Here is a 25360-nt window from a genome sequence, read left to right as displayed (position 1 = left end):
CCCTGTTATTTAACGAGTAAATGTTGACGGTCTAGAACATTAGTAATGTGTCTAAACCAGTGATCGGAGACCCGCGCTTTATCTTCAGCCCACTCAATATAACCTCGACTTTGAAAATAACGTAAGGTGCCAATGACTTCCGATATTGTCAGCTGTGTACAGTCAGAAAGGTCATCGGGTGACGCGGCTTCTAATTGCACAATCGAGCGCAGGATGGCAAGCATAGGTTTGGGCATTTTTTCTAACTCCTCTGATTCTGGAGCATGAAAAAGTCGCACAACAACATGACCGTTAGTTTTATCTCTTCTTAAAGATAACCTGAAAAAGCGTAATGCAACGGTTGGGTTACCATCGGAATAATGCCAAAGGATGCGATAGAAGCCTTGTCTCGCGCGTTCCTCTTCCGTTTCGCTGTCGTTGTCCCATTGTTTTGGTACCACGAGGCCATCAAAACTCAATGGATTCTCTATCTGTTGGTTTATACGCGTATCCAGTAACTGATGAATTTGTGTTTCGCTCCAGCGAGGTAGAAAGGCGACCCAGTCAAACAACAATCGCTCGCCCCGCGCTCGGTCTACAAAGCGCCAGCTCGCTTTCTCGATGGCAAAGACAGCGCGATGGTTTTTCTTTGAGCGGCGGAGCAGGTTAGTGAAGCGAATCAGGTCGTTGAGGCCGCCCACTTTGGGTTTTACTAACCTTTGGCAATTATCAATCGCAATAAGATATGGGATCTCGCTCTTACGCAAAAGCGTGAGTATCTTCACCTCGCTAGTCTCAGGCTCTAACCCCAAACTGATGGCCAGTTCAACCAATAACTCGCTGTAACCTGCCAATGGACAATTGATATAGATGGGTTCAGCATTTTTGGTTTTACCTAATAATTGCTGAAGCAAGCGAGTCGCACCTACACCACGTTCGCCTGTAATGACACAAATGGCTGGATTGTCGGTGAGCAAATATTGCGACAGTTGTTTTATTTCATTCTTGGCGTAATCCACTAGCGGGCTTTCTTCATTACCTGGAAGAATATACTTAAAAGCGTCGTCACCGCGGACTCGAACTAAACTATGGTCGCCTTTACTGCCTGTTTGTTTGGCCACTTCAATTTTGAATAGATAGGTCAATGCTTGATTAAAAAAGGTATTTCTTGATAGTAACCCAATGGAACGATTCTTTAAGTGGTGAAAAGTTAGCCAAATCGTCGCAATAGTAGTGGCAATAATACCCAAGAAGAACGTGTCTTTTTTTCTTGATGCCCAAACGACAATGAGTGGTTTCTCTGTAACACGTTCTAATGATTGAAAGACGGTGGGCTTCCACATCATCAAGACGGTCACGGTAATAAATGCAAACCAAAATGAAAATAAGCTGTATATCCAGTAATAAATGGTGCCTTTACCTAGTGTCTCAGAAGAAATTTGCAGTACCACGCCTAGCCAAAATAAAACTCCAGACATAACGGCGTATGGTTGAGAGCCGTAATGCAACGATAACCGGGCTGGAAGCCATACTATTGCGATGAGCAAACTCCAAAATAAAGCTAATGGCAATGGATCCACCGAGTACCCACCACGTAAAAATCTCCAGATAAATGAGATGCTCGAGCGCATCTATGCTACTTAACACTCGTAGAGAGAGTGTGAGCGCAATTAACCAAGCAATTGCACGACTCGCTCGACCGATGTACCAAATGATGCGAACCCAAATAGGGGGCTTAGACATGTTGGATGCAACGTGCTGCTTAAACTGCTCAAACAAACGTTTCTGATTGGCTAGCCACCACATTAATAATGAGTAGATAAAAAAGACTTTGAGTGCTGCCCAGATAACAGGAATTGGCGATATAAAAATTTCTTTTACGAGTGTTTTAATGCTGATGAATTGCAAAAAAACAAAGTACTCTGCGTTTAACGTAGTGAGCTTGAGCTCTTGCTTAAATTGAGTCACGCCATCAGGACCGAACCCAGTCAGTTGTTCTCTAGTACGAGAGGATGCTAAGTCGAGTAAGCGTTGCTTACTAAGACTCAAACTTCCCAGCGTCAAATAGTGATTCTGAACGCTTAACCAGCGTTCGTCTTTTTCTGTCGACGCGTGGCGGTAGTCCTTCAAAGATGATTCAAACGCACGAATTTCATCATCTTGCAGTTCTAATGTTACTGACAACAACCGTCGAACTTTAGCTTGCTCAGAGGGTGTTAAGAATAATGGGTTAGAAAATGCAGCGACTTCCTTCTCCATATCAACCGCGGTTTGAGATAGAGCAGGGAGAGTCTCATCTTGAAATTCCCACTTAGCTATTGCGTGAGAACAAAAAAGAGACATAAGTAACGATAGTGTAATGATGAGCTTTTTCATGATTCTGCACACTGCCTGTAACTGACTGTATAAATAGGTATTGTCATAGTTATATAGTGTAGTTACCGTAATCGCACTTCGCCCATTTTGGCAGTAGAAAATTGAAAATGCCGAGAATATGTATTAGAAATGAATAGTTCGTGGCCACTTTGTCAGTAAAAGCTTTAACTTTACCGAAAAAAGCTAAGGGCGACGCCACTTTGTTACTTGCAACCTAGGCAAACTCCCTGTACGGTTGCGCAGTTTTGTTCACTTTCAAAGGTATTGCTTGTGCTTTCAACCGCTAACATCACTCAACAGTTCGGCGCTAAACCACTGTTTGAAAATATTTCTGTCAAATTTGGTGACGGTAACCGTTATGGCCTAATTGGTGCAAACGGCTGTGGTAAATCCACATTTATGAAAATTCTAAGCGGTGAGCTTGAGCAATCTGGCGGGACGGTATCTTGCGATCCTAACGAACGAGTGGCAAAGCTGAACCAAGACCAATTTGCTTATGAAGCATTCTCTGTTATTGATACCGTTATCATGGGTCATAAAGAGCTATGGGAAATAAAGAAAGAACGTGACCGCATCTACTCTTTAGCAGAGATGAGCGAAGAAGATGGTATGAAAGTGGCCGATCTTGAGGTTGAGTTTGCAGAACTTGATGGCTACATGGCGGAATCTAAAGCAGGTGAATTATTACTGGCTGTTGGTATCCCTCTGGATCAACACTATGGCCTAATGAGCGAAGTCGCTCCAGGCTGGAAACTTCGTGTACTATTGGCTCAAGTTTTATTTGCTGACCCGCATATCATGCTACTTGACGAACCAACGAACAACTTGGATATGGATACTATCCGTTGGTTGGAGCAAACGCTAAACCAGCGCAACTGTACCATGATCATTATCTCGCACGACCGTCACTTCTTAAACAGTGTCTGTACGCACATGGCTGATCTAGATTACGGTGAGTTACGCCTTTACCCTGGTAATTACGATGAGTACATGTTTGCTGCGACTCAAGCTCGTGAGCGTCTATTGTCGGATAACGCAAAGAAAAAAGCGCAAATTGCGGAGCTTCAAACGTTCGTTTCTCGATTTTCTGCTAACGCTTCAAAAGCAAAACAAGCGACGTCTCGTGCTAAGCAAATTGACAAGATTCAGCTGGATGAAGTGAAAGCGTCTAGCCGTCAAAACCCATTCATTCGCTTTGAACAAGAGAAAGAACTATTCCGTAACGCGCTGATTGTTGAAGAACTGTCTAACGGCTTTGATGACGGTATGCTTTGGTCTGACTTCAATGCGATTTTTGAAGTCGGTGAGCGCGTTGCGATTATTGGCGAGAATGGTGTGGGTAAAACAACATTACTTAACACGCTTGCTGGCGCATTAGAGCAAAAATCAGGCACGTACAAATGGTCGGAAAACTCTAACATTGGTTACTACGCTCAAGATCACGCCCACGATTTTGCTGAAGATCTCAATCTAACCGATTGGATGGGGCAATGGCGTCAAGAAGGCGATGACGAGCAAGTGGTTCGTAGCTTCTTAGGTCGTATGCTATTTAGCCAAGATGACATTAAAAAATCAGTGAAAGTTCTGTCTGGTGGTGAGCAAGGTCGTATGCTTCTAGGCAAATTAATGATGCATAAACCAAACATGTTGTTGATGGATGAACCAACAAACCACATGGATATGGAATCGATTGAGTCACTAAACTTGGCGCTTGAGAACTATAAAGGTACATTGTTATTCGTATCGCACGACAGACAGTTCGTATCGTCTTTGGCGACGCGTATCCTTGAAATCAAAGATAACAAGATCAATGATTTTAAAGGAACGTATGAAGAATTTTTGAAAATGCGTGGTGATGCGTAAACTTGAGAGTGTTTATCGATACTTAGACGTTTAAAAACACTGAGTACCGTCGACCAATCAAAAGCAAAAAGGCAGCCCATATATATATGGGCTGCCTTTTTTACAACGTTAGGTTTAACCAGAGGGGCTACTTCGGCAGTTTAGTGCGGTATGAAGATTCGGATCGCGTTAGCAAAGATCTTATAATCGAACGCCTAAGTTCCGACGCATAAGTTCTAACGTCTAAGCTGTAAGGTATCATTTTTAAGGTATCAGTTACTTTGCACCCTTCACATCAAAATCGATCTTGTCGCTACCAGTGAATACTTGGAAACGCAGTCCTTTGGCTCTTGCAATGGTGGTAATGCCAAACTGTTTGGCTAGGTCTAATCCCATCTGTGTCACACCAGAGCGAGATAAAAGCACCGAGATCCCCATTTGTGCGACTTTAATGACCATTTCTGATGTGAGTCGTCCTGTGGTGTAAAAAATTTTATCATCGCTCGGTTTCTTCGTTAAGCCACATTTCGCCCGCTAACGTATCAACCGCATTGTGACGGCCCACATCTTCGACGAATGACAGAACTTGGTTATTTTGACAAATAGCACATCCATGCACAGCGCCCGCCTTTTTATACGTATCATTAAAGTGGGTGAGCGCTTCGAGTGTGGCATAAATTTGTGATTGTTTTAATGGCGTTTGCGGAACCTGATAACCATCAAGTTGCTTCATGACGTTGCCATACATCGTGCCTTGCCCACAACCAGAGGTAACGGTTTTTTTCTTTAGTGCTTCATCGAGAAAGTCGGTATTTTCTTTAGTAATCACTGCTGCAGAATGGGTTTCCCAATCGATAATGAGTGACTCGATGGCGTTAGGATCAGACAAGAAGCCCTGATTTTTCAGGTAACCTAGTACTAAAGAGTCGGGTCTAGAACCTAGAGTCATTAACGTGACGATTTCTTTCCAATTAAGCATCACGGTAAGCGGACGTTCGCAGGCGATTTGCTTGACCAGCTTTTCACCATATTCGTCAACGACTTCAACTTCCATGGTTTGCAAAGGATTTTCGCTTGTTCTAATAATATTTGGCTTTACCACGCAATATGTCCTTTTGTTCGACTGTAGTAGCGGTTAAGAAGAGCAACCAACTCAACCTATTGGCTTGATTATTGCTTCGTAATCAGTAATTAGCAACTCAGTTAATGATAAAAGCAAATTAAATGCCAATGACTGACACGATGACATAATAAGTTATTGAATGGTCATAAGGTATAGTAAATCACCAGTCTTCACCGTTGTATGTATACCAATCCAAGAAGAGATTTCGATGTTACCGAAAAAAAATGACGATCAATGGCCACTACAAATTGATGTTGTTGCCACAGAAAAACAAGTCGGTCGCTGGATGACCACCCAACGAGAACTTAATGGATTTGGTCTTTCTGATATTGATGTCAGCCGACCTTATTCCTTGTTAGAGCTGTATAAAGATGAACGCACTGACTATCGTTTTAACCTAAGTTCTCAATCACCAAAATTGTTTGTTGTCTTCGATAATCATGACGAGTCGGATGTGACGCCTATTCTGGTTACTGCCTCTCAAGGGGTGGCAGGATCGTTCATGGATGGAGATTACTTAGTCCTGTCCAATGATATGCCGTTACCAATACAAGCTTGGATGGAAGCGTTTATAGGTCGGCACGGGGAATTACTAGAAGTGCGCCGTAAAAAGCGTAAAGGTGCGGGGCGTTCAAGTGAAAAATAGTTTCCTTTCCCGTTGGTCTCAACGAAAGTTAGACGCAGATAAAGATATCACATCTACGCCAACCCATTTAGAACAACAAAACGATGACGATCAAATACTTGCTGATAAACAATTAGTCAGAGATGACTCTGAACGTAATGGGTCTGAACGTAATAGTTTTGAAAATGATCGTTCCATAGATGCAAACACAGCGCCTGCGCATCTACAAGATGACAACGACCCAAAACCTAGTCAGGCGATGGTGGAAAATACCGACGCACTCGACACTGAAAATCAAGATGCTAGTCAGACAAGTGATGAATCTGAAGGGGAGGTCGAGGACATGCCGGTTGAGTCACTTACCATGTCGGAATTAATGACCAAAACCGGTCTCGACAAAGCAGCAAAAAAAGCCGCGCTGCGTAAGATGTTTCTTAGCCCTGAATTTAATGTTGTCGATCGACTTAATGATTATGATCATGACTATGCTGCAGTTAAGCCGCTTGCCGCGGGTGTTGCTGAAACGCTGAGAGAATGGGTGAATAAGGTAGAAGAGCTTGAGAGTGACCCCACTAACCCTGAAAGCGCAGGGGAGAATAAAGACGGTAATGTGGTCGCGCTCGATGATGAAAATGTCAGTGACGAACAAGGGGCAAGACGAGAGGATGCCCTTGAAGCGGAACACGATAACGACGCAGAGGATGAGCTTCAGCAAACGAAATCAGAAAACGTAACAGATGTTGATACGAGCTCATGTGCTTCTAATGTTAATGTGAAATAAAGGTTGAAACTCGTGACGGTGGGTGCGCGGCTAAAGACTAACCGCTTGATTGAGACAATATTTACCACACAAAAAATAGGTACATTTTGTCTTAGTGATAACATCATATAACTAAGACAAATTGTCTCACTCTGATAAATCGAACCAATAAACAGTACTAAATGAATCGATTTATCCTGCTCACTGGAGCGAAATACTGAGTCATTTAGCCATATTTGTCCATTTTCCGGCAAATCGGCTTTAAAATAGTGAGTAGTTTTAGTTGGAACAATAATTGCAATTTGTATCAACAGTGACGATTTAACGTCAAAGCGATGAGGCAAAGACCTCTGCACTGGAAGATGCAATGATAAAAAAATTATTAGAAGAATCGACAACTGAAAACGGGCTGGCTCGCCTTTATGCGTTTGAAAATACCGTAGAACTTGCCAATCTCATTCCTCCTACTGTTAGCTATGAAAGCCAAGGCGATACGTTGATTGTCGGACCGACGGCGATTATAACCAGCACAGCAGAGCAGCTCACGGCGATGCATTCACTTACGCTGCTGTCGACCGACGGCGTAACAAGTGACAAGTACCCAAATTTATATTTTGCGGACAGCGTTGAGATTTCCGGTTTCCTGGGCACATTTACCGTTAACGTTCAAAATCATGCGCAAACTATCAACCTTGCGGAAGTATCAGTAGGGCGAGATTGTTTTGATGTTGTGTTGGACCATACCCTTAACGGCTGCATGTCTGAGCAAGTCCCTGTTCCCGGTTTCTATCCGGTTGGAAGAGGCTATCCTTCTCTAGCTGAGGCTTTAGAGGTTATCCCAACACTAATGGGAACCTTTGATAAGCCGAAGTACTTCCGTTTGGATACCGACTTGTGCGCACACAGTTCGCGCGGTGTTAAAGGGTGTGAACGCTGTGTCGATGCGTGTCCTGCTGGTGCGTTATCAAGTGAAGGCAACGATAAGATTGGTCATAAAATTGAGATCAATCCGTATCTGTGTCAAGGCGTAGGAACGTGTGCCACGGCTTGTCCAACAGAAGCGATTCATTACGCACTCCCAACACCGAAAGAAACGCAAAAGTTCATAGAGCGAACGTTAGCGAATTATCACAATAAAGGTGGTAAAGACGCCATTATTCTTGTTTGTAGTTCCAGACACGAGACTTATAACGTCATGGCACTGAGAGCGTTACCCGACAATGTTATCCCCGTCGTTGTGGAAGAGTTACCTTCGGTGGGAATTGACACTTGGTTCGCTGCACTGGTTAACGGCGCGACGCAAGTGTTGTTTGCAGCCAGTCGTCATATGCCCGAAACCATTCAAACCGTGCTTAATCGTGAAGTGGGTATGGCACAGTTATTACTCGAGAATCTAGGGCTCGCTCGAGAAACCATTGATGTCTTATATCTAGAATCGCTGCGCGAAGGATTGCCAACATTAGTGACCACGTCACTTGGTGTGAATGTTGGCGATGTGCAAGGTGATAAACGACAACGCCTTTACACCTCTCTTGACGCGTTGGCCTCTCAACGTTCCGTCATTGAAACCATCCAAGTGCTTCCTTCTACTGCGCCATTTGGCACGGTGAATTGTGAGACGGATAAATGCACATTGTGTATGGCGTGTGTTGCGGTTTGCCCAACGAAAGCGCTACATAATACTGGCGATAGACCTGCTCTTGATTTTATTGAGCAAGACTGTGTGCAATGCGGAATGTGCGAAAAGGCTTGTCCTGAATCGGCTTTATCTCTCTCTCAACAGGTCAACTGGGATCAAGAATCTCGTCAAAATGTTGTTGCCCTGCATGAAGAAAAGGCCGCTGAATGTTTACGTTGTGGGAAGCCATTTGCACCGCAATCTATGATTACTATGCTGCAAAATAAGTTACGCGGTCACTCTCATTTTTCTGACGACATGTCCTTGCGCCGTATCGCTATGTGCGAAGACTGCCGAGTCGTGGATGTATTTGAATCAATGGCTGAAAACCCAGAACAACAATTAAAAATTTAGGAGTCGATGTTGATGGAAGAGCAACATGATGAAATGCGCAGCGACATTTATCTCTTGATTTCGACGCTGTGTCGCCAAGCGCCAGATAGAGACCTATTGGAATTTTTAGCTCACCTTGAAATTGAAAGTGGCATCAATCAAATGACGTCGGCATGGCAGGACTTATCTGCCGCTGCCAAAGTAGCACAGGTCAGCGCACTTGAAGATGAGTATCAAGATTTGTTTATTGGTATTGGTAAGGGTGAAATTGTGCCGTTTGCGTCTTGGCATCTAACAGGCTCGTTAATGGAGAAGCCACTCGCGGCCGTAAGGCAATCACTAACGCAATTAGGGTTAGAACGAGAGGAAGGTGTCAAGGAGCCGGAAGATCATATTGCCGCGATAAGTGAAGTGATGGCGGCGTTAATTGAACAACAGAGTGAACCTGAAGCAAAGGCATTTTTTAACCAACACCTTGCTACGTGGTATGGCGCGCTTTGTCGCCAAATGGAATCAGCATCCAGTGCTCAGTTTTATAAGGCTGTCGCGGTATTGATGGCGGCGTTTTTCGACGTAGAGCAGGTGAGGTATGCAACCAGTCCGGTGTCTACCAAAGCAAAAATGAAAATTGATGTAAAGAACATTACCACTAAGTAATGACCGTTTAATCGTTAGTCAGTTAGGCGTGAGACTTAACTTAACTTAACTATTCAGCTTACTAGAGATATCTGTACTTATTAAGTACAAGGCATCCACTCAGGGAGCAAACTATGAGCAAGCAAAACAAGCAAGATGAACAGAGCACGTGCAATGAAAGCCGACGTAATCTATTAAAAGGATTGACGACGGCGGCAGTTGCGGGTGCCGTTATTACTGGCACTGCCCATGCAGCAAGCAGTGACGTCACTGATACACCGTTGGACGAAAGTACCAAGAAAACGGGATATCGTGAAACGCAACACGTGAAAGATTACTACGACACACTTTAAGGAGCGAACCAATGAAACTGACAAAACGCTCCAATACTGTGAGCAAAAATGAAAACAAGCTTGGCATCAGTCGCCGAACGTTTATGCGTAGCTCTACGCTTGCGGCAGGTGGTGCCGTCGCCGGAGCGTATGTCTTCGCGCCAGGGATGATTAAAAAAGCGCAAGCTCAATCGGTTGATCCTGAAGCGAAAACCGAGATAAAACGTACAATATGTTCACACTGCTCGGTCGGGTGTGGTGTGTACGCTGAAGTTCAAAATGGTGTGTGGACGGGTCAAGAACCGAGCATTCGACCACCCATTTAATGCTGGTGGGCACTGTGCTAAGGGCGCAGCTTTACGTGAGCATGGCCATGGTGAGCGACGTCTAAAATACCCGATGAAGCTTGAAGGCGGAAAATGGAAGAAGCTGACTTGGGATGAAGCCATCGAAGAGATTGGCAGCAAAGTCTTAGAAATCCGCGAAGAATCAGGCCCTGATTCTGTGTATTGGCTGGGCAGTGCTAAGCACAACAATGAACAAGCGTATATGTTCAGAAAAATGGCGTCTCTATGGGGCACAAACAACGTCGATCACCAAGCGCGTATTTGTCACTCCACCACTGTATCAGGTGTAGCAAACACTTGGGGTTATGGCGCGATGACCAATTCTTTCAATGACATGCATAACTGTAAGTCTATGCTATTCATTGGCTCAAACCCTGCCGAAGCACACCCTGTTGCCATGCAGCATATCCTGATAGCCAAAGAGAAAAACGGTTGTAAAATTGTTGTTGCGGATCCAAGACGTACGCGTACAGCAGCGAAGTCAGATCATTATTGCTCATTAAGACCCGGTACGGATGTTGCGTTTATCTGGGGCTTGCTATGGCACATTTTTGCGAATAAATGGGAAGACCAGGAATTTATTCGCCAACGTGTGTATGGCATGGATGAGATTCGACAAGAGGTTGCCAAGTGGACACCAGAAGAGGTTGAGCGCGTGACTGGTGTAAGCGAAGCCGACGTATACAAAGCCGCCAAACTACTGTCTGACAATCGTCCGGGTAGTATTATTTGGTGTATGGGCGGTACTCAGCACACTACCGGTAACAACAATACGCGTGCTTACTGTGTACTTGAACTTGCACTAGGTAATATAGGTAAGTCTGGTGGCGGGGCGAATATTTTCCGTGGTCACGACAACGTACAAGGCGCGACTGACCTTGGCGTCCTTTCTCATACGCTTCCTGGTTACTATGGCTTAGCGGATGGATCATGGAAGCACTGGGCGAAAGTCTGGGATGTGGATTACGAGTGGATCAAAGGACGATTTGATCCAAACGAGTATCGCGGTAAAAAGCCAATGAATAACATGGGCATTCCTGTGTCGCGTTGGATTGATGGCGTACTTGAAAATAAAGAAAACATTGAACAGAACGATAACATTCGCGCCATGTTCTATTGGGGGCATGCGGTTAACTCGCAAACCCGTGGCGTCGAAATGAGAAAAGCGATGTCAAAACTCGACATGATGGTGATTGTCGACCCATATCCAACGCATGCTGCAGTAATGAATGACCGAACAGACGGTGTGTATTTATTACCAGCAACCACTCAGTTTGAAACCTACGGTTCCGTTACGGCTTCAAATCGCTCGCTTCAATGGCGCGATCAAGTTATTGAGCCACTGTTTGACTCGAAACCTGATCACGAAATCATGTATCTGCTGACTAAAAAATTAGGGTTTGCGGATCAGTTATTTAAAAACGTTAAAGTTGAAAATAACCAGCTCGATGATTGAAGACATCACTCGCGAGTTTAATAAAGGTATGTGGACGATTGGCTACACAGGACAAAGCCCTGAGCGATTAAAAGCCCACCAACAAAACTGGCATATTTTCAATAAAACAACATTGGAAGCCGAGGGCGGTGTCGCCAACGGCGAAACCTATGGCTTGCCATGGCCGTGTTGGGGTACGCCAGAAATGAAGCACCCAGGTACTCATATCCTTTACGACACATCAAAACCGGTCGCATTGGGTGGGGGTAACTTCCGTGCTCGATTTGGTGTGGAGTTTGAAGGTGATAGCTTGCTGGCTGAAGACAGTTATTCTTTGGGTTGTGAAATTGAAGATGGTTACCCAGAGTTTACCGATAAGCTGATTAAACAGCTTGGTTGGTGGGGTGATTTAACGCCGGAAGAGCAAGCCGCTGCCGAAGGTAAAAACTGGAAAACTGACTTATCGGGTGGTATCCAGCGTGTTGCGGTACTTCACGGATGTATGCCATTTGGTAATGCCAAAGCCCGTGCGATTGTGTGGACGTTCCCAGATCGAGTTCCTCTGCACCGAGAACCTCTGTATACGCCTCGTCGAGATTTAGTGGCTGACTACCCAACGTGGGATGACAGTGAGTCTATCTACCGTTTACCAACCTTGTATAAGTCTATCCAAGACCAAGACAAATCGGGAGAGTATCCGATTGTGTTGACGTCTGGACGCTTGGTTGAATATGAAGGTGGGGGTGAAGAGACGCGTTCTAACCCGTGGCTTGCTGAGCTGCAGCGTGAAATGTTTGTTGAAGTGAACCCGAAAGACGCCAATGACATCGGATTCAAAGATGGTGACATGGTATGGGTTGAAGGCGCGGAAAAAGGGAGAATTAAGGTTAAAGCCATGGTGACGCGACGTGTTAAACCGGGTTTAGCGTTTCTTCCTTTCCACTTTGGCGGTAAGTTCCAGGGTGAAGATCTTCGTTCTAAATACCCTAAGGGAAGCGATCCCTATGTCATAGGTGAGGCCGCGAATACTGCCACCACTTATGGCTATGATCCGGTGACGCAAATGCAAGAAACAAAAGTCACTCTCTGTAATATCAAGAAAGCGTAAGGAGTCATAACATGGCTAGAATGAAATTCCTTTGTGACACCAAGCGTTGTATTGACTGTAACGGCTGTGTCACGGCATGTAAAAATGAAAATGATGAGGCGCTCGAATGGGGTATTCAACGTCGTCGAGTGGTCACGTTAAATGATGGTGAACCGGGTGAAAACTCCATTTCGGTGGCTTGTATGCACTGTACCGATGCACCTTGTATGGCGGTGTGCCCTGCAGACTGCTTCGAGCATACAGAAGACGGCATCGTGCTTCACAATAAAGATCTCTGTATTGGCTGCGGTTACTGTCTGTTTGCCTGTCCGTTTGGTGCGCCACAGTTTCCCAAGCAAGCTTCATTTGGTGAACGTGGCAAAATGGATAAGTGTACGTTCTGTGCTGGCGGGCCTGAAACGGAAGACAATTCCGAAGAAGAACGAGCTAAGTACGGTGCCAACCGTATTGCAGAAGGCAAACTGCCTATGTGTGCTTCACTATGTTCAACCAAAGCACTGCTGGCTGGAGATGCGGAAAAAGTCTCTGACATATTCCGTCAACGCGTAGTTGAGCGTGGCGCAAAAAATGCGGGTTGGAGCGACGGGCACGATCTGTCTTACGATGCAACTAAGAGCTAATGGAGACTCGTATGCTAAGTACGCTTAGAAACCAAGCTCTTGCAATGCTGCCAGTATTGGCAGCATTGCTGCTAATGTTGTCGTTTGGAGTAAGAGCAGAAGAGAGCAAAAATGACAAAGTAGTGCAAAGTGAAATGGTCCAGTTAGCTAGGTGCTGATTATTGGCGTGCCGTTAAAGATGGGGTGGAAGGCACCACCACGTCGGCATCTCCTGAGCATGGCGTACTGATAAGCACACCAGGTGAAACCTGGTTTGTTTTGAAAGAAAAGTGGATGTCACCTGCTGCTGCAGTTGCAATCTTTGGCAGTATCTCGATGGTAGTACTGATGTACTTTATCGTTGGGCCACTGAAATTGAGTGCGGCGCGAACGGGGAAAAAGGTCAAGCGCTGGTCGAGAATGGACCGTGCGCTCCACTGGAGCATGGCGTTTACTTTTCTCACTCTTGCATTTAGTGGCTTAATGCTGGTGTACGGTAAGCACTTTATGAAACCGTATGTGCCGACAGAGCTATGGGGTTGGACGATTTATATTGCCAAGCAATACCATAACTATATGGGTCCATTGTTTTTCATTCTACTTTTCGCTGTTTTATTTAAGTGGTGGAGAAAGTCTATCTTTAATAAGACGGACGTACAGTGGTTTATGAAGCTTGGTGGTATGGTTGGCAAGCATAAAGGAACGCACCCATCTGCGGGCTTCTCTAATGGTGGTGAAAAGGCGATTTATTGGCTGCTTATCTGTTTTGGCGCCATTGCCGCTGTGAGTGGATTGATCTTAGACTTCCCAATTTTCGGGCAAACTCGACGTGATATGGAACTATCAAATTTAGTGCACATGTTCTCTGCGCTTATTTTAATTTGTGGTTTTGTGTTCCATATCTATATTGGCCTCTTTGGCATGGAAGGCGCGTTAGAAGGAATGGTCACTGGCGAAGTCGATGAAACATGGGCAAAAGAGCATCACGATTTGTGGTTTGAGGAAGTGAAAAACTCAGAGAGTGACCCAGAAGAGTCGGCGACGAATTCTCATGCGAGCTCTGCGACAACTCAATCTGACAGTAAGCTGACTTAAGGGAGTATCGACTATTATGCAGCAACAACATAAAGGCATTTGGGTTGCGTACATCTTAAGCCTCTTTACGCCTTTTACTTTGCTTATTTCTGGCGTTATTGCCATTGTTTACGCAGGGTATAGGTTGGATAAAGGGGAAGACACTGATGTCGTCAACTCACATTATTACGGATTAATAAGAACGTTTTTTCTAAACTTAACCTTCTTTGTCGTATTAATTGTCACCGTTGCCACCTCGAATGGATTGCTGAAAGGCGTGACTCATTATTGGTATAAAGCGACGTGGCTTGATCAAATAGCCAACGTGATTCCATATATTGGAATGGTGTTTGCCGCGATTGCTATTCTAGTGTGGATAGTTCGAATGTTTAAAGGAATGGATATGCTAAAGCGTAATATTCCCATGACGTTTGATAAAGGTCCTCAACTGATCGATACAACGCAATAAACGCAGCGACTCTAGATTAGAAAAGAACAAATCCCATGTTTCGAAAGCAACATGGGATTTTTTCTCTATCCATACCTATACCTGCCAATGTGTTTAGCATGCCTCTAAGACAACGCGTCACCAATCAACTAACCGATCAATCAACCAATTAATTAACTGATTTGCTACATTGTAGTGCGCACGAATTTGGTGCTTATCACTAATATGGTGCAAATTATTATCATTTGATGAGTGGCTTAAAAAATAAGTTTCTTTTAATGATCATTTAAATCATAAGGTTATATTGCATTGGTTTGAGGGTGACTTTTGGAACGGTTCTTGCTGATATCACACCATGTAAATTTTAAGCACCAATATGGTGTGATGAAAATGTTATGAAGCACAGTAATGATGCTTTACATGGGAATATGGTTTAAAGGAGTAATAGATACATGACCCCTTCGGTAGAACAGGTACATGGCGCAGTACAAACGCTCACACAAAGCTCTGATACGCTCTTCTTATTACTAGGAGCGATTATGGTGTTTTTAATGCACGCAGGCTTTGCTTTTCTTGAAGTAGGAACCGTGAGGAATAAGAACCAAGTTAATGCGTTAGTGAAAATACTTGCTGATTTTGGTGTTTCAGCCATTGCTTATTTCTTTATAGGGTATTGGGTTGCTTATGGCGGTACATTTTTCGCTGATGCGGAAACGCTATCGCAAGGAAATGGCTATGAGTTAGTTAAGTTCTTCTTCTTATTAACATTTGCAGCGGCGATACCAGCAATAGTTTCCGGAGGCATCGCGGAACGCGCTCGATTTTATCCAATACTTTTAGCGACATTTTTTACCGTTGGTTTAGTGTACCCATTTTTTGAAGGTATGATTTGGAACGGAAATTTTGGGTTTCAAGGGTGGCTTGAAGCAACATTTGGCGCTGGGTTCCATGACTTCGCTGGCTCGGTTGTGGTGCACGGTGTTGGTGGTTGGATAGCGTTAGTTGCGGTTATCTTTCTAGGTATGAGGAGAGGGCGTATTAGAGCGGGGAAACACACTAACTTTGCTCCTTCTAATATTCCGTTCTTAGCCTTAGGTGCGTGGATACTCAGCGTAGGGTGGTTTGGCTTCAATGTTATGTCAGCACAAGCGTTAGAAGGCATCAGTGGGCTTGTGGCCATGAACTCTTTAATGGCGATGGTTGGAGGAATTTTGGCTGCACTTATCGTCGGTAAAAACGATCCTGGTTTTATTCATAATGGTCCGTTAGCGGGTCTTGTTGCAATTTGTGCTGGCTCGGATCTTATGCACCCAATCGGTGCTCTGATCAACCGGTTCAATTGCTGGTGCTCTGTTTGTTTGGGTATTTACCTATCTACAGAATAAAACAAAAATTGACGATGTATTGGGTGTATGGCCATTACATGGTTTATGTGGTGCTTGGGGGGGATTGCTGCAGGTATCTTTGGTCAAAGTGCGCTAGGTGGACTAGGGGGCGTGAGCTTTGTCTCGCAATTGGTTGGTACGTTTGCTGGAATTGCTATTGCACTTGTCGGTGCGTTGATTGTTTATGGTGTATTAGACAAGCTTACGGGTTTAAGGCTATCTGAAGAAGATGAGTTTAACGGCGCAGACTTGGCTATTCATAAGATTTCGTCAACCAGTGACGATTAGATAACTGAGTTACACAGGCAATTACTATAAAAAGAGGTGTCGATAGATGCCTCTTTTGCGATCTCCCGCCCAGTGTACATGTGCGTTAGAATTTTCTGCGTAAAACTCATAAATAATGCTTTTAAATCAATGGCATTAGACTATGGTCTAAGGGGCAAAACTAGGGGGACTGAAGTAATCCATGTTATTCTTGTGGTATAGATTACGTCAGAACAAGGATGGTTATGAACTTCCCCTATAAAAATATTGTGATATTAACGGGTGCAGGCATCTCAGCTGAATCGGGAATACAAACATTTCGGACGCAGGATGGACTATGGGAAAACCACAGAATAGAAGATGTGGCTACGCCGGAAGGCTTTGCTCGCGACCCGGATTTAGTTCAAACCTTCTATAACCAAAGGCGTAAAAAACTTCAGTTACCTAGCATCCTTCCCAATGCTGCTCACATAGCTTTAGGCCAACTTGAACGCGATCTTCATGGTTCCGTTACCGTCATTACTCAAAATATCGATAATCTTCACGAGCGTGGTGGAAGTGATAATGTTATTCATATGCATGGTGAACTTCTGAAGGCGCGCTGTTCAGAATCAGGGCAAGTAATAGACATGAAAGACGATGTGATGACTGGAGATTTGTGCCATTGCTGTCAATTACCCAGCCAGATTCGCCCACATATTGTTTGGTTTGGCGAGATGCCTTTAAAAATGGGCGATATCTATTCAGCATTAGAGGCCGCTGACCTGTTCATTTCTATTGGTACTTCCGGTGTCGTATACCCAGCCGCCGGGTTTGTGCACGATGCAAAAATGCACGGCGCTCATACTATTGAAATTAATCTTGAACCAAGTGCCGTTCAAAGTGAATTTGAAGAAAAGCGGTATGGTAAAGCCAGTCAAGAGGTACCAAAACTCGTTAGGGAGCTTCTTGCCTTGCAAACTCAAGATCACGAGACGTCATCGTAAACCCCTGCAATAGGATTCCGATACATTATTGAAGCGGTGGGAACAGATAGAAAAAGCGCTCACTTTCGAGAGCTTTTAATTAGAAGTAATAAGGGAAATAAGCAGGCTTATTTCCCTTATTCGTGTTATCTAAGCTTAATTATCAACTTTAAGCTTTTGGAAGTATTCTTCGTAAAGCGCACCTGCTTCACCGACTTCATCTTGCCACGTACCTGAATCCATCACCTCTTGTGGTGGGAAGACATTTTTGTCTTCGGCGAACTCTTTTGGTAGCAGTGGGTAAGCGGTTTTAACTAGAGTGTAGGGTAACCAATTTCTAATGCGATTTTCGCCGCATTTTCTGGGCGAAGTAGGAAGTCTATCATCTTATGAGCGGCTTCAATATTCTTCGCGCCTGATGGAATTGCTAGGCTATCCATCCAAAAAATCGTGCCTTTTTCAGGCCAAACGATTTCAATCGATGCCCCTTCTTGGCGAGCCATATAAGCGGAGCCATTCCAAAGCATACCCAGTGATACCTCACCAGCTAAATATGGGTTAGCAGGGAAGTCAGAGTTAAATACCAACACATTCGGAACAAGCTTACGCAGTTCTTCGTAAGCGGCTTTGATTTCTTCTGGATTTGTCGTGTTTGGAGAATAACCCAGCTTTGTTAACGCAATATGGAAGACTTCACGAGAGTCATCCATCATCATCAACTGACCTTCCCATTTCTGGTCCCACAAATCGTCCCAGCTTTTAACGGCCGACTTATCAAGCATGTCAGTATTGACGCCAATGCCTGTTGCGCCCCAAATGTAAGGGATAGAAAAGTTATTATCAGGGTCAAAAGGTTTGTCTAAGTAGTTGGCATCAAGATCTTGAAAGTGCGATAGCTGTTCTTTATCTATTTGTTGCAGCATGCCTTCTTTACGCATCTTTGAAACGAAATACGTTGAAGGAACCACTAAATCATAACCTGAGCCTTGAGTTTTTAACTTAGCATACATGCTTTCGTTAGACTCGTAGGTTGAATAGATGACTTTAATCCCTGTTTCTTTAGTAAAGTCCTCTAATACTTCACTTGGAATGTACTCAGACCAGTTGTAGAAATAGAGTTCTTCGTTGGCAGCAAACGCCGGGGTAGTGAAGAGAGTCGCCGCACAAAGGGCGCTAGCATACAGTTTGCTTTTCATTACTTTTCCGTTTGTATTTTATTAACAAAGAGCCATAGAAGGCATGACAATTTGATGATGTCTTAGCAAGCAACATCAAATTACTTTGGACGTCATAAATAATTTGACGCAAGTCACAAGATTATATCAGTGATTGAAAGATATCTCTATGTGGCTGTTTACAAAAAACAAACGTTTGGAAGGTTATAAGGGATCTATTAATAAAAAAGGTGGCTGATGCCACCTTTAGTTAAGGATGTAGGTAAACTACTGCCCAGCTTTTAGCTTCATGAAATAATCTTCGTAAGCGACCGTTTTATCACCAACTGAATCTTGCCACTCAACTCGGTCTAAATCTTCCTGAGAAGGGAATAGGGCTGGTTCATGCTTGAACTTGTCGTTTGACGCCTTGACTGCCGTTAAGTAACCGGTGTCATTGGAGATTTGTTCTGCAATATCAGGGCGCAGTAAGAAATCAATCATCTTGTGAGCCGCTTCTATGTTAGTTGCACCTGAACTGATAGCAAAGTTGTCAACCCAACCAATACCGCCTTCTTTCGGGAAAACAAGCTGTAAAGGCACGCCTTCTTTCTGAGCCGCGGCTGCAGACCCGTTCCATAACATGCCCAAGCCGACTTCGCCAGACATATACGGTGACCCAGGATTGTCAGAGTTAAATACCAGTACATTTGGCATTAGTTTTTGAAGTTCAGCGTATGCCTCATCAATCTGGGCTTGATCCGTTGTGTTGCCCGAGTAACCCAGTTTACGCAAAGCGATATGGAACACCTCGCGGGTATCATCCATCATCATTAACTGACCTTCTAGTTCTGGTTTCCATAAATCTGCCCAGCTAGTAAAGTCATTGGGATCATACATATCGGTATTTACGGCAAGGCTGAGTAATCGCGACAACATGAGGAATCGAATAATCGTTATTTGGGTCATACGGTTTATCTAGATAATTGCTATCAAGGTTACCGAAGTTACTAAGTTTGCTCTTATCGATTTTTTGTAGCATCCCTTCATCGCGCATTTTCGCGACGAAGTAAGTAGACGGAACGACAAGATCATAACCTTTATTATGTGTCTTCAACTTAGCATAAAGTGTCTCATTAGACTCATAAGTCGAATAGATGACCTTTATACTCGGTTTCTTCAGTGAACTGCTCGAGGATGTTACTGTTGATGTACGGTCCCCAGTTCATGAAGACTAATTGTTGCTCTTTTGCACTAACCATGCCTGATGCAAGAGAAAGTGCACATGCACTACCAGCTAATAAAGTAGCCCATTTTTTCATTGACGTAAGCTCCAAACAAACGCTGCCATAATGGCATAGATAAAAAAGCAGAGTGACGGCGTCACTCTGCTCTCACTTTTAAATTTGACGACCGTTACTTAATTTTTTCGCGTGCGAGAAACTGCGAAGTCATGACTAAAGCCAGTGACACAATCAACATGATAGTTGCTAGGGCATTGACCTCCGGAGAAATACCCACCTTAACCATAGAGTAGATCTTCAGCGGTAAAATTTCGTAAGTCGGCCCAGTAACAAACGAGCTCACAATGACATCGTCAAGAGATAATGTAAAACTTAGCAACCAACCGCCAGCCACTGCAGGCTTAGCCAGTGGGAGAATAATCTGCTTTAGGATTGTCCATTCACTTGCACCAAGATCTTTTGCCGCTTCTAACATTTTGACATCGAAGCCTTTTAAGCGGCTATAAACGGTGACAACAACAAACGGCAAACAAAACGTAATATGCGCAACCAGCAGGGTCAAGAAACCAAGTTGAACACCCATTACCAAGAAAATAGCGAGCAATGAAATAGCCATCACAATGTCAGGAGACATCATAACAATAAACAATAGTCCGCTAACCGCTTGCTTACCTTTAAATTGGTAGCGAAACAACGCCACTGCAGTCAAACTGCCAATTAACGTTGCTGCCGTCGCGGAAAACACGGCGACATTAATCGAATGCCAAGCCGCTTGCATAAGGCTGTCGTTATTGAATAGTGCGTGATACCACTTCGTGGTGAGACCACCCCATTTCATACCGAATTTATTGGCATTAAAGGAGTTAGCAATCAAGACAATGATTGGTAAGTACAAAAATGCATAAACTAATGTCATGAAACCAAATTTAGCAGTGCGACCCATTATTCGAGCTCCACTTTACGGTTTAATAATTTACCTGCTCGATAGTAGGCATAGAGCATCACAGCCATAGCGGTTGTTAAAGCAATACTGGTTGCGGCACCAAATGGCCAATCCCTTGCGTTGAGAATCTGGCTCTTAATCACGTTACCAATGAGTAGGTTTTTCGCTCCACCAAGCAAATCGGCAATATAGAACATGCCTAGTGCTGGCAATAGCACCAACAAACACCCACCAATAATACCTGGCATCGTTAGCGGCAAAATTACTTTGGTAATAGTTTGCCATTTACTCGCACCTAAATCTTTCGCCGCTTCTATGTAAGTATGATCCAACTTCTCTAGTGCAGAGTAGAGTGGGAGAATCATAAAAGGCAGCAAAATATAGACTAAGCCGATCATGACGGCTGTTTCCGTATACATAATACGGAGTGGCTTATCAATAATATCGAGTGCCAGTAGCCCTTTATTCAATATGCCCTGAGTTCCTAGGACAATTTTCAAGCCATAAGTTCGAATTAGAGAGTTAGTCCAAAACGGTACAATGACGAGGAACAGCATAAAAGGGCGCCACTTTTCTGGCATCTTTGCAACGATATAGGCAAACGGATAGCCAATAACAAGGCAAATTAAGGTCGCAACGATCGCCATATAGAACGAATGCAGTACCACTTTGGCGTACAAAGGGTCCAACAGACGGGCGTAGTTGTTAAGCGTAAACGTCATCTCAATGAGATTAGCTTCGTCTCGAGTTAAAAAGCTTGTGCCAATGATCATCACATTTGGGATCAATACAAACAGTACTAACCAGCCAACGATTAATGTGATGATGGCATTTTGTAAATTAAATTTCTTGCTCATCTTTTAATACCACTTCCCAGCTTTCAACCCAAGTAACGGCAACTTTTTGACCCAAAGAATGGTCAACATCAGGATCATCTTCATTGAAGAATTCACTAACCATTACGCGCATTCCAGATTCAAGTTCTACTACTGAATCAAGCGTCATACCTTTGTAGGTACGTTCAGCAACGTGGCCAACAATACCTTTGGTTTCAGACTCTTTAATTTCTTCAATTCTTAAGTCTTCTGGGCGAAGTAATACTTGTAATTTCTCACCGTCTACACAAGGCTGATCGTGATAAACAATGCATTCTTGGCCTTCAATTATTGCTTGAATGCGTTTGTCATCAATACGTTGATTGACGGTCGCATTAAAGACATTAATCTCACCGATAAAGCGCGCAACGAACAAGTTTTTAGGCTCTTCGTAAATTTCGCGTGGTGACCCGTCTTGCTCTATCACACCGTCGCGCATAACAATGATACGGTCAGACATGGATAGCGCTTCTTCTTGGTCGTGTGTAACGAAGATAAAGGTAATCCCTAGCTGACGTTGTAATTGTTTAAGCTCAATTTGCATTTGCTTGCGTAGTTTGTAATCAAGCGCTGATAACGATTCGTCGAGTAGTAATACTTTAGGCTTGTTCACCACAGCTCGCGCAATCGCGATACGTTGTTGCTGACCACCTGAAAGTTGATGAGGCTTACGCTGCGCCATTTTTTCCAATCGAACCATTTTGAGCGCTTCTGTTACTCGTGGTTCAATCTCTGCACTCGGAACTTTTTGCATCCGCAGGCCAAACGCGACGTTCTCAAATACCGTCATGTGTGGGAATAGGGCGTAGCTTTGGAAGACGGTATTGACATGCCTTTGCTCAGCAGGAACTTCGGTGACATCTTGGTCTGCAAGACTAATAGAACCGCTATCTACAGTTTCAAAGCCTGCAATCATTCGAAGTACGGTTGTTTTACCGCAACCTGAAGGACCTAAGATAGTGAGAAACTCACCATGATTAACGTTTAAGTCTAGATTTGCGATGATTTCCTTACCATCGAAACTTTTACTTACACCAGATAGCTGTACGACTGGTGTTCCTACTGATTGTTTAGCGTTCAATGTCTGCTTATCTCCACCTTGGCCGTTTGGTTTTTCATGGCCTGTTGCGATACACGATTAAGGCGCGCATCATAATCACCAATGGGGTGAAATCAAAGCACTTTTTATCTTGAAACAAAAAAAATTTCGCAGGTAAAACTAAACATTATTTACCATACTTGTTTCAGAAAGCTTCAAGATGAAAATTTCACCTTATCAAGTGGTTAATTATTATCCAAAAAGATAATAAATCAAGCTTATTAGCGTGATAATCATTGCGTGATGCCGCTATAATGGCGCAGCCTTTTTAACGGAAAAATAGACGTTCGCACTCTTAAGTGTGACATGGAAAAACTATGAAAAATGATTTTGAAAGAGACTTCAATTTAGGTGGCAGTATTGAGCGAGCGGTATCGGGTCAGTATGAACTGAAAGCTTACGACATATTTCAAGAGGCATGGAAGCAAACCATGAAGCACTTCATGTCGTTTTCTCCGGCGATCATTGCGCTTATTTTTGTTCAGCTAGGTATCTTTTATGTCGCGTTAAAACTTCAGCTTGGTGACCCCGGGCTTATCTTACAAGCCTTCCAGGATCCATCGTTGCTTGATGAGCGAATTTTTCAAGCTATTTTCGTTGCCAACTTCAGTTACGAAGTCGTCAGTGCCCCGTTTTACGCTAGTGTATCGTTAATGGCGATGAGCCACGCCTGTGGGTTAACCACGAAGTCTCGTCATATCGCAAAGGGTTTGCAATTTACCGTACCAGTCATTATTGCAACGTTAGCAAGCCTTGTATTGCAGGGTGTGGTTGGGATGATGTTGCCGTTTATCTCTATGTATTTGTCACTTGCGTTTAGTCAGTCAATTTTACTTATTTGTGAAAAACGCATTCCACCAATGCAATCGCTTTTGCTCTCGTTGCGTGCAGTAAATAAGAAAATTTTTGTTCTCGCGGGTATCTATACGTTAATGATGTTGATGTTTATCGTCGGCGCCATGTTCTACGGCGTAGGGTTAATTTTTGTTTTGCCGTTTTTCTTCCACGTGAAAGGTATTATATATCGAGAAATGTTTGGTATTAAACTTCAAATAACAGCGAATCAAGACGATGATAGCGATGGCGGTCAGGGGCGACCACCACGCGACAACGATCATAGCAATGACAACGATAAACCTAACAAAAATCCAGAGGTTTTCGATGCGTAAGTCGCATAAGTTAGTGGCAGCGGCTGTGCTGCTGTCGGGTAGTACTTTTTGGTATCTTAATCAAGAAAATGAAAGTTACGACGGCAATGATGTTTCAGACACTGCACTCACGCCAATCTCTGACTCACCACCTGACATCGGCGCCATTACGGATATTACAGAAAAGAAACAAACGTTTTTCGATTACTTAAGACCGGGTGTAGCTATTGAAAATGCCCGGATAGTCAAAGAACGTAAGCGAATTTTGCAATTGCAACAGGCACTTGACGAGCAGTCGCTTACGTATGAACAAATCGAAACCGCAAAGCGAATAGGGCGATTATACAATTTAGAGCCGAAAGAGGTGACCTACGAGTGGGTAGAGCAAATTCTACAACGCGTCGACGTGTTACCAGAATCACTGGTGTTAACCCAAGCGGCAAACGAATCTGCATGGGGAACATCTCGCTTTGCAAAAGAAGCCAACAACTACTTTGGTCAATGGTGTTATAGCAACGGGTGTGGTCTCGTGCCCCTTCAGCGCGGAGAAGGAAAAACTCATGAGGTTGCGAAGTTTTCTTCTCCTCAGCAATCTATTCATGGTTACTTTATGAATGTGAATAGAAACAATGCTTACAGTGATCTGCGAGCGATACGCAAACAATTACGAGAGAGCGGAGCATCACCATTAACGGAAGTGTCCGCATTGGCGATGACAAATGGCTTGCTTCGCTACTCTGAGCGCGGTGAGGCATACGTCAAAGACTTACAAGCGATGATTCGCCATAATGAAGAATTCTGGACATCAAAATAACACTATGAAAAAAGTAGCCAATTTAGCCTTACTTGGTCTGTTCGCGGGCGTATTAGCCATGCCAGCAACAGCGCAAGAATATCGTTTTACTTATTCTAAACTCTATTCTCAAATGAAGAACAATATCAAAGAAGGGCATGAGGACGTTAAAGTCGGATTCTTCTTTGTCGACGCCCAAAGCCAACAATTGTGTAATATTGAAAAAGCTTGGATGGAGAAAGAGGAAAAGTACGAAGAATTAAAAACCAGTGAATATAACGAGTTGCTGGTTCCATTAGATGGTAACTTAAAGCAGGCGAACCCGTTAGTCTACATACACACACCGCCCATGAAACAATGTGACTTTTCTATGGTCGTGATGACTAAAGAACCGCTATCCGGAAAGGTGTCTTATCAAGATGTTGCGAACCTTCTGCCGCAAATGCAGACGATGCTTGCAGACCTTGGTGGCATGTTTTCTGGGTGGTTTACCGCTGATGTCACTGGGCTCACGTTAGAGTTTGCTGAACAGGAAAATGGACGTATTGAGCTATCCGGTGGCGATTTTATTGAAATTTCTAACGGTAAAGCTCAGGTCTTGCTTGAAGAAATAGGCAAAAACGGATTCATGCAGCTTCCTTCTAAAACCAGTCGAGTATTACCCTACATTCCTAGTGCAAATTAACCGCATTGGTGAGCCAGAAACTCACCGATGTCGCTAATTAACCGATAAAACAGGCGAGTGATAGATTTACTATTGCTTTGCTTGTTTTCACACTCTGTAAAACAAAG

General features: G+C 43.8%; 15 protein-coding genes and 7 pseudogenes. 15 read left to right on the top strand and 7 right to left on the bottom strand.

Annotated elements, in window-relative coordinates; genetic code table 11:
- Positions 1-5 precede the first annotated feature (5 nt).
- A pseudogene (locus AC0L66_RS09765) lies at positions 6-2355 on the bottom strand (ATP-binding protein).
- A gap of 270 nt (positions 2356-2625) precedes the next feature.
- Here AC0L66_RS09765 and AC0L66_RS09760 point away from each other — a divergent pair.
- Positions 2626-4218 carry an ABC-F family ATPase gene (locus AC0L66_RS09760; protein WP_265677052.1) on the top strand — a complete coding sequence of 531 codons (1593 nt, stop codon included), beginning with the start codon at positions 2626-2628 and terminating at the stop codon, positions 4216-4218.
- Positions 4219-4473: 255 nt separating this feature from the next.
- Here the strand turns inward: AC0L66_RS09760 and AC0L66_RS09755 are convergent.
- Positions 4474-5299: pseudogene (locus AC0L66_RS09755) on the bottom strand (formate dehydrogenase accessory sulfurtransferase FdhD).
- A gap of 229 nt (positions 5300-5528) precedes the next feature.
- Here AC0L66_RS09755 and AC0L66_RS09750 point away from each other — a divergent pair.
- From AC0L66_RS09750 to cobB, 11 genes and pseudogenes are all read left to right on the top strand, one after another.
- Positions 5529-5966 (top strand): DUF3305 domain-containing protein, encoded by a 438-nt coding sequence (locus AC0L66_RS09750; RefSeq protein WP_265677054.1) that lies wholly within the window; start codon positions 5529-5531, stop codon positions 5964-5966.
- Positions 5956-6726 (top strand): DUF3306 domain-containing protein, encoded by a 771-nt coding sequence (locus AC0L66_RS09745; RefSeq protein ID WP_473567096.1) that lies wholly within the window; start codon positions 5956-5958, stop codon positions 6724-6726. The genes AC0L66_RS09750 and AC0L66_RS09745 overlap by 11 nt, the downstream gene beginning before the upstream one ends.
- Before the next feature lie 346 nt (positions 6727-7072).
- Positions 7073-8737 (top strand): 4Fe-4S dicluster domain-containing protein, encoded by a 1665-nt coding sequence (locus AC0L66_RS09740; RefSeq protein WP_265677056.1) that lies wholly within the window; start codon positions 7073-7075, stop codon positions 8735-8737.
- Positions 8738-8743: 6 nt separating this feature from the next.
- Positions 8744-9373 carry a TorD/DmsD family molecular chaperone gene (locus AC0L66_RS09735; protein ID WP_473567094.1) on the top strand — a complete coding sequence of 210 codons (630 nt, stop codon included), beginning with the start codon at positions 8744-8746 and terminating at the stop codon, positions 9371-9373.
- 113 nt (positions 9374-9486) lie between these two features.
- Positions 9487-9705 carry a twin-arginine translocation signal domain-containing protein gene (locus AC0L66_RS09730; RefSeq protein WP_473567093.1) on the top strand — a complete coding sequence of 73 codons (219 nt, stop codon included), beginning with the start codon at positions 9487-9489 and terminating at the stop codon, positions 9703-9705.
- An 11-nt stretch (positions 9706-9716) separates the two neighbouring features.
- Positions 9717-12574, top strand: a pseudogene (locus AC0L66_RS09725) (formate dehydrogenase subunit alpha).
- An 11-nt stretch (positions 12575-12585) separates the two neighbouring features.
- The gene (gene fdh3B, locus AC0L66_RS09720; RefSeq protein ID WP_265677060.1) at positions 12586-13194 is read left to right on the top strand and encodes a formate dehydrogenase FDH3 subunit beta; all 609 of its coding nucleotides are present in this window, start codon (positions 12586-12588) and stop codon (positions 13192-13194) included.
- An 11-nt stretch (positions 13195-13205) separates the two neighbouring features.
- A pseudogene (locus tag AC0L66_RS09715) lies at positions 13206-14188 on the top strand (formate dehydrogenase subunit gamma); the annotation flags it as partial.
- 96 nt (positions 14189-14284) lie between these two features.
- Positions 14285-14716, top strand: coding sequence for a hypothetical protein (locus AC0L66_RS09710; RefSeq protein ID WP_265677063.1), 432 nt, complete (start codon positions 14285-14287; stop codon positions 14714-14716).
- A gap of 431 nt (positions 14717-15147) precedes the next feature.
- Positions 15148-16368, top strand: a pseudogene (locus AC0L66_RS09705) (ammonium transporter).
- 224 nt (positions 16369-16592) lie between these two features.
- Positions 16593-17333, top strand: coding sequence for a Sir2 family NAD+-dependent deacetylase (gene cobB, locus AC0L66_RS09700; RefSeq protein WP_265677065.1), 741 nt, complete (start codon positions 16593-16595; stop codon positions 17331-17333).
- Positions 17334-17468: 135 nt separating this feature from the next.
- Here the strand turns inward: cobB and AC0L66_RS09695 are convergent.
- From AC0L66_RS09695 to potA, 5 genes and pseudogenes are all read right to left on the bottom strand, one after another.
- A pseudogene (locus AC0L66_RS09695) lies at positions 17469-18508 on the bottom strand (extracellular solute-binding protein).
- Between the two features lie 246 nt (positions 18509-18754).
- Positions 18755-19788: pseudogene (locus tag AC0L66_RS09690) on the bottom strand (extracellular solute-binding protein).
- 94 nt (positions 19789-19882) lie between these two features.
- Entirely contained in the window at positions 19883-20653 is a 771-nt protein-coding gene (gene potC, locus AC0L66_RS09685; RefSeq protein ID WP_265677068.1) for a spermidine/putrescine ABC transporter permease PotC, read from the bottom strand.
- Positions 20653-21510 carry a spermidine/putrescine ABC transporter permease PotB gene (gene potB / locus AC0L66_RS09680; RefSeq protein WP_265677069.1) on the bottom strand — a complete coding sequence of 286 codons (858 nt, stop codon included), beginning with the start codon at positions 21508-21510 and terminating at the stop codon, positions 20653-20655. Before potB ends, potC begins: the two co-directional genes overlap by 1 nt.
- Entirely contained in the window at positions 21494-22609 is a 1116-nt protein-coding gene (potA, locus tag AC0L66_RS09675; RefSeq protein WP_473567091.1) for a spermidine/putrescine ABC transporter ATP-binding protein PotA, read from the bottom strand. Before potA ends, potB begins: the two co-directional genes overlap by 17 nt.
- Before the next feature lie 335 nt (positions 22610-22944).
- Here potA and AC0L66_RS09670 point away from each other — a divergent pair, with 335 nt between their 5' ends.
- From AC0L66_RS09670 to AC0L66_RS09660, 3 genes are read left to right on the top strand one after another with little or no spacing between them, the layout of a single operon-like run.
- The gene (locus tag AC0L66_RS09670) at positions 22945-23796 is read left to right on the top strand and encodes a DUF2189 domain-containing protein (RefSeq protein WP_473567089.1); all 852 of its coding nucleotides are present in this window, start codon (positions 22945-22947) and stop codon (positions 23794-23796) included.
- The gene (locus tag AC0L66_RS09665; RefSeq protein ID WP_265677072.1) at positions 23789-24589 is read left to right on the top strand and encodes a glucosaminidase domain-containing protein; all 801 of its coding nucleotides are present in this window, start codon (positions 23789-23791) and stop codon (positions 24587-24589) included. Before AC0L66_RS09670 ends, AC0L66_RS09665 begins: the two co-directional genes overlap by 8 nt.
- Positions 24590-24593: 4 nt before the next feature.
- Complete coding sequence (locus tag AC0L66_RS09660) at positions 24594-25253, top strand: DUF2987 domain-containing protein (RefSeq protein ID WP_265677073.1); 660 nt, start codon at positions 24594-24596, stop codon at positions 25251-25253.
- Positions 25254-25360 lie beyond the last annotated feature (107 nt).

This window comes from Vibrio sp. GJ43-1 (assembly GCF_055808835.1).
Note: the sequence above shows the minus strand (reverse complement) of the source record. Positions and strands in the feature narration are given on the sequence as shown.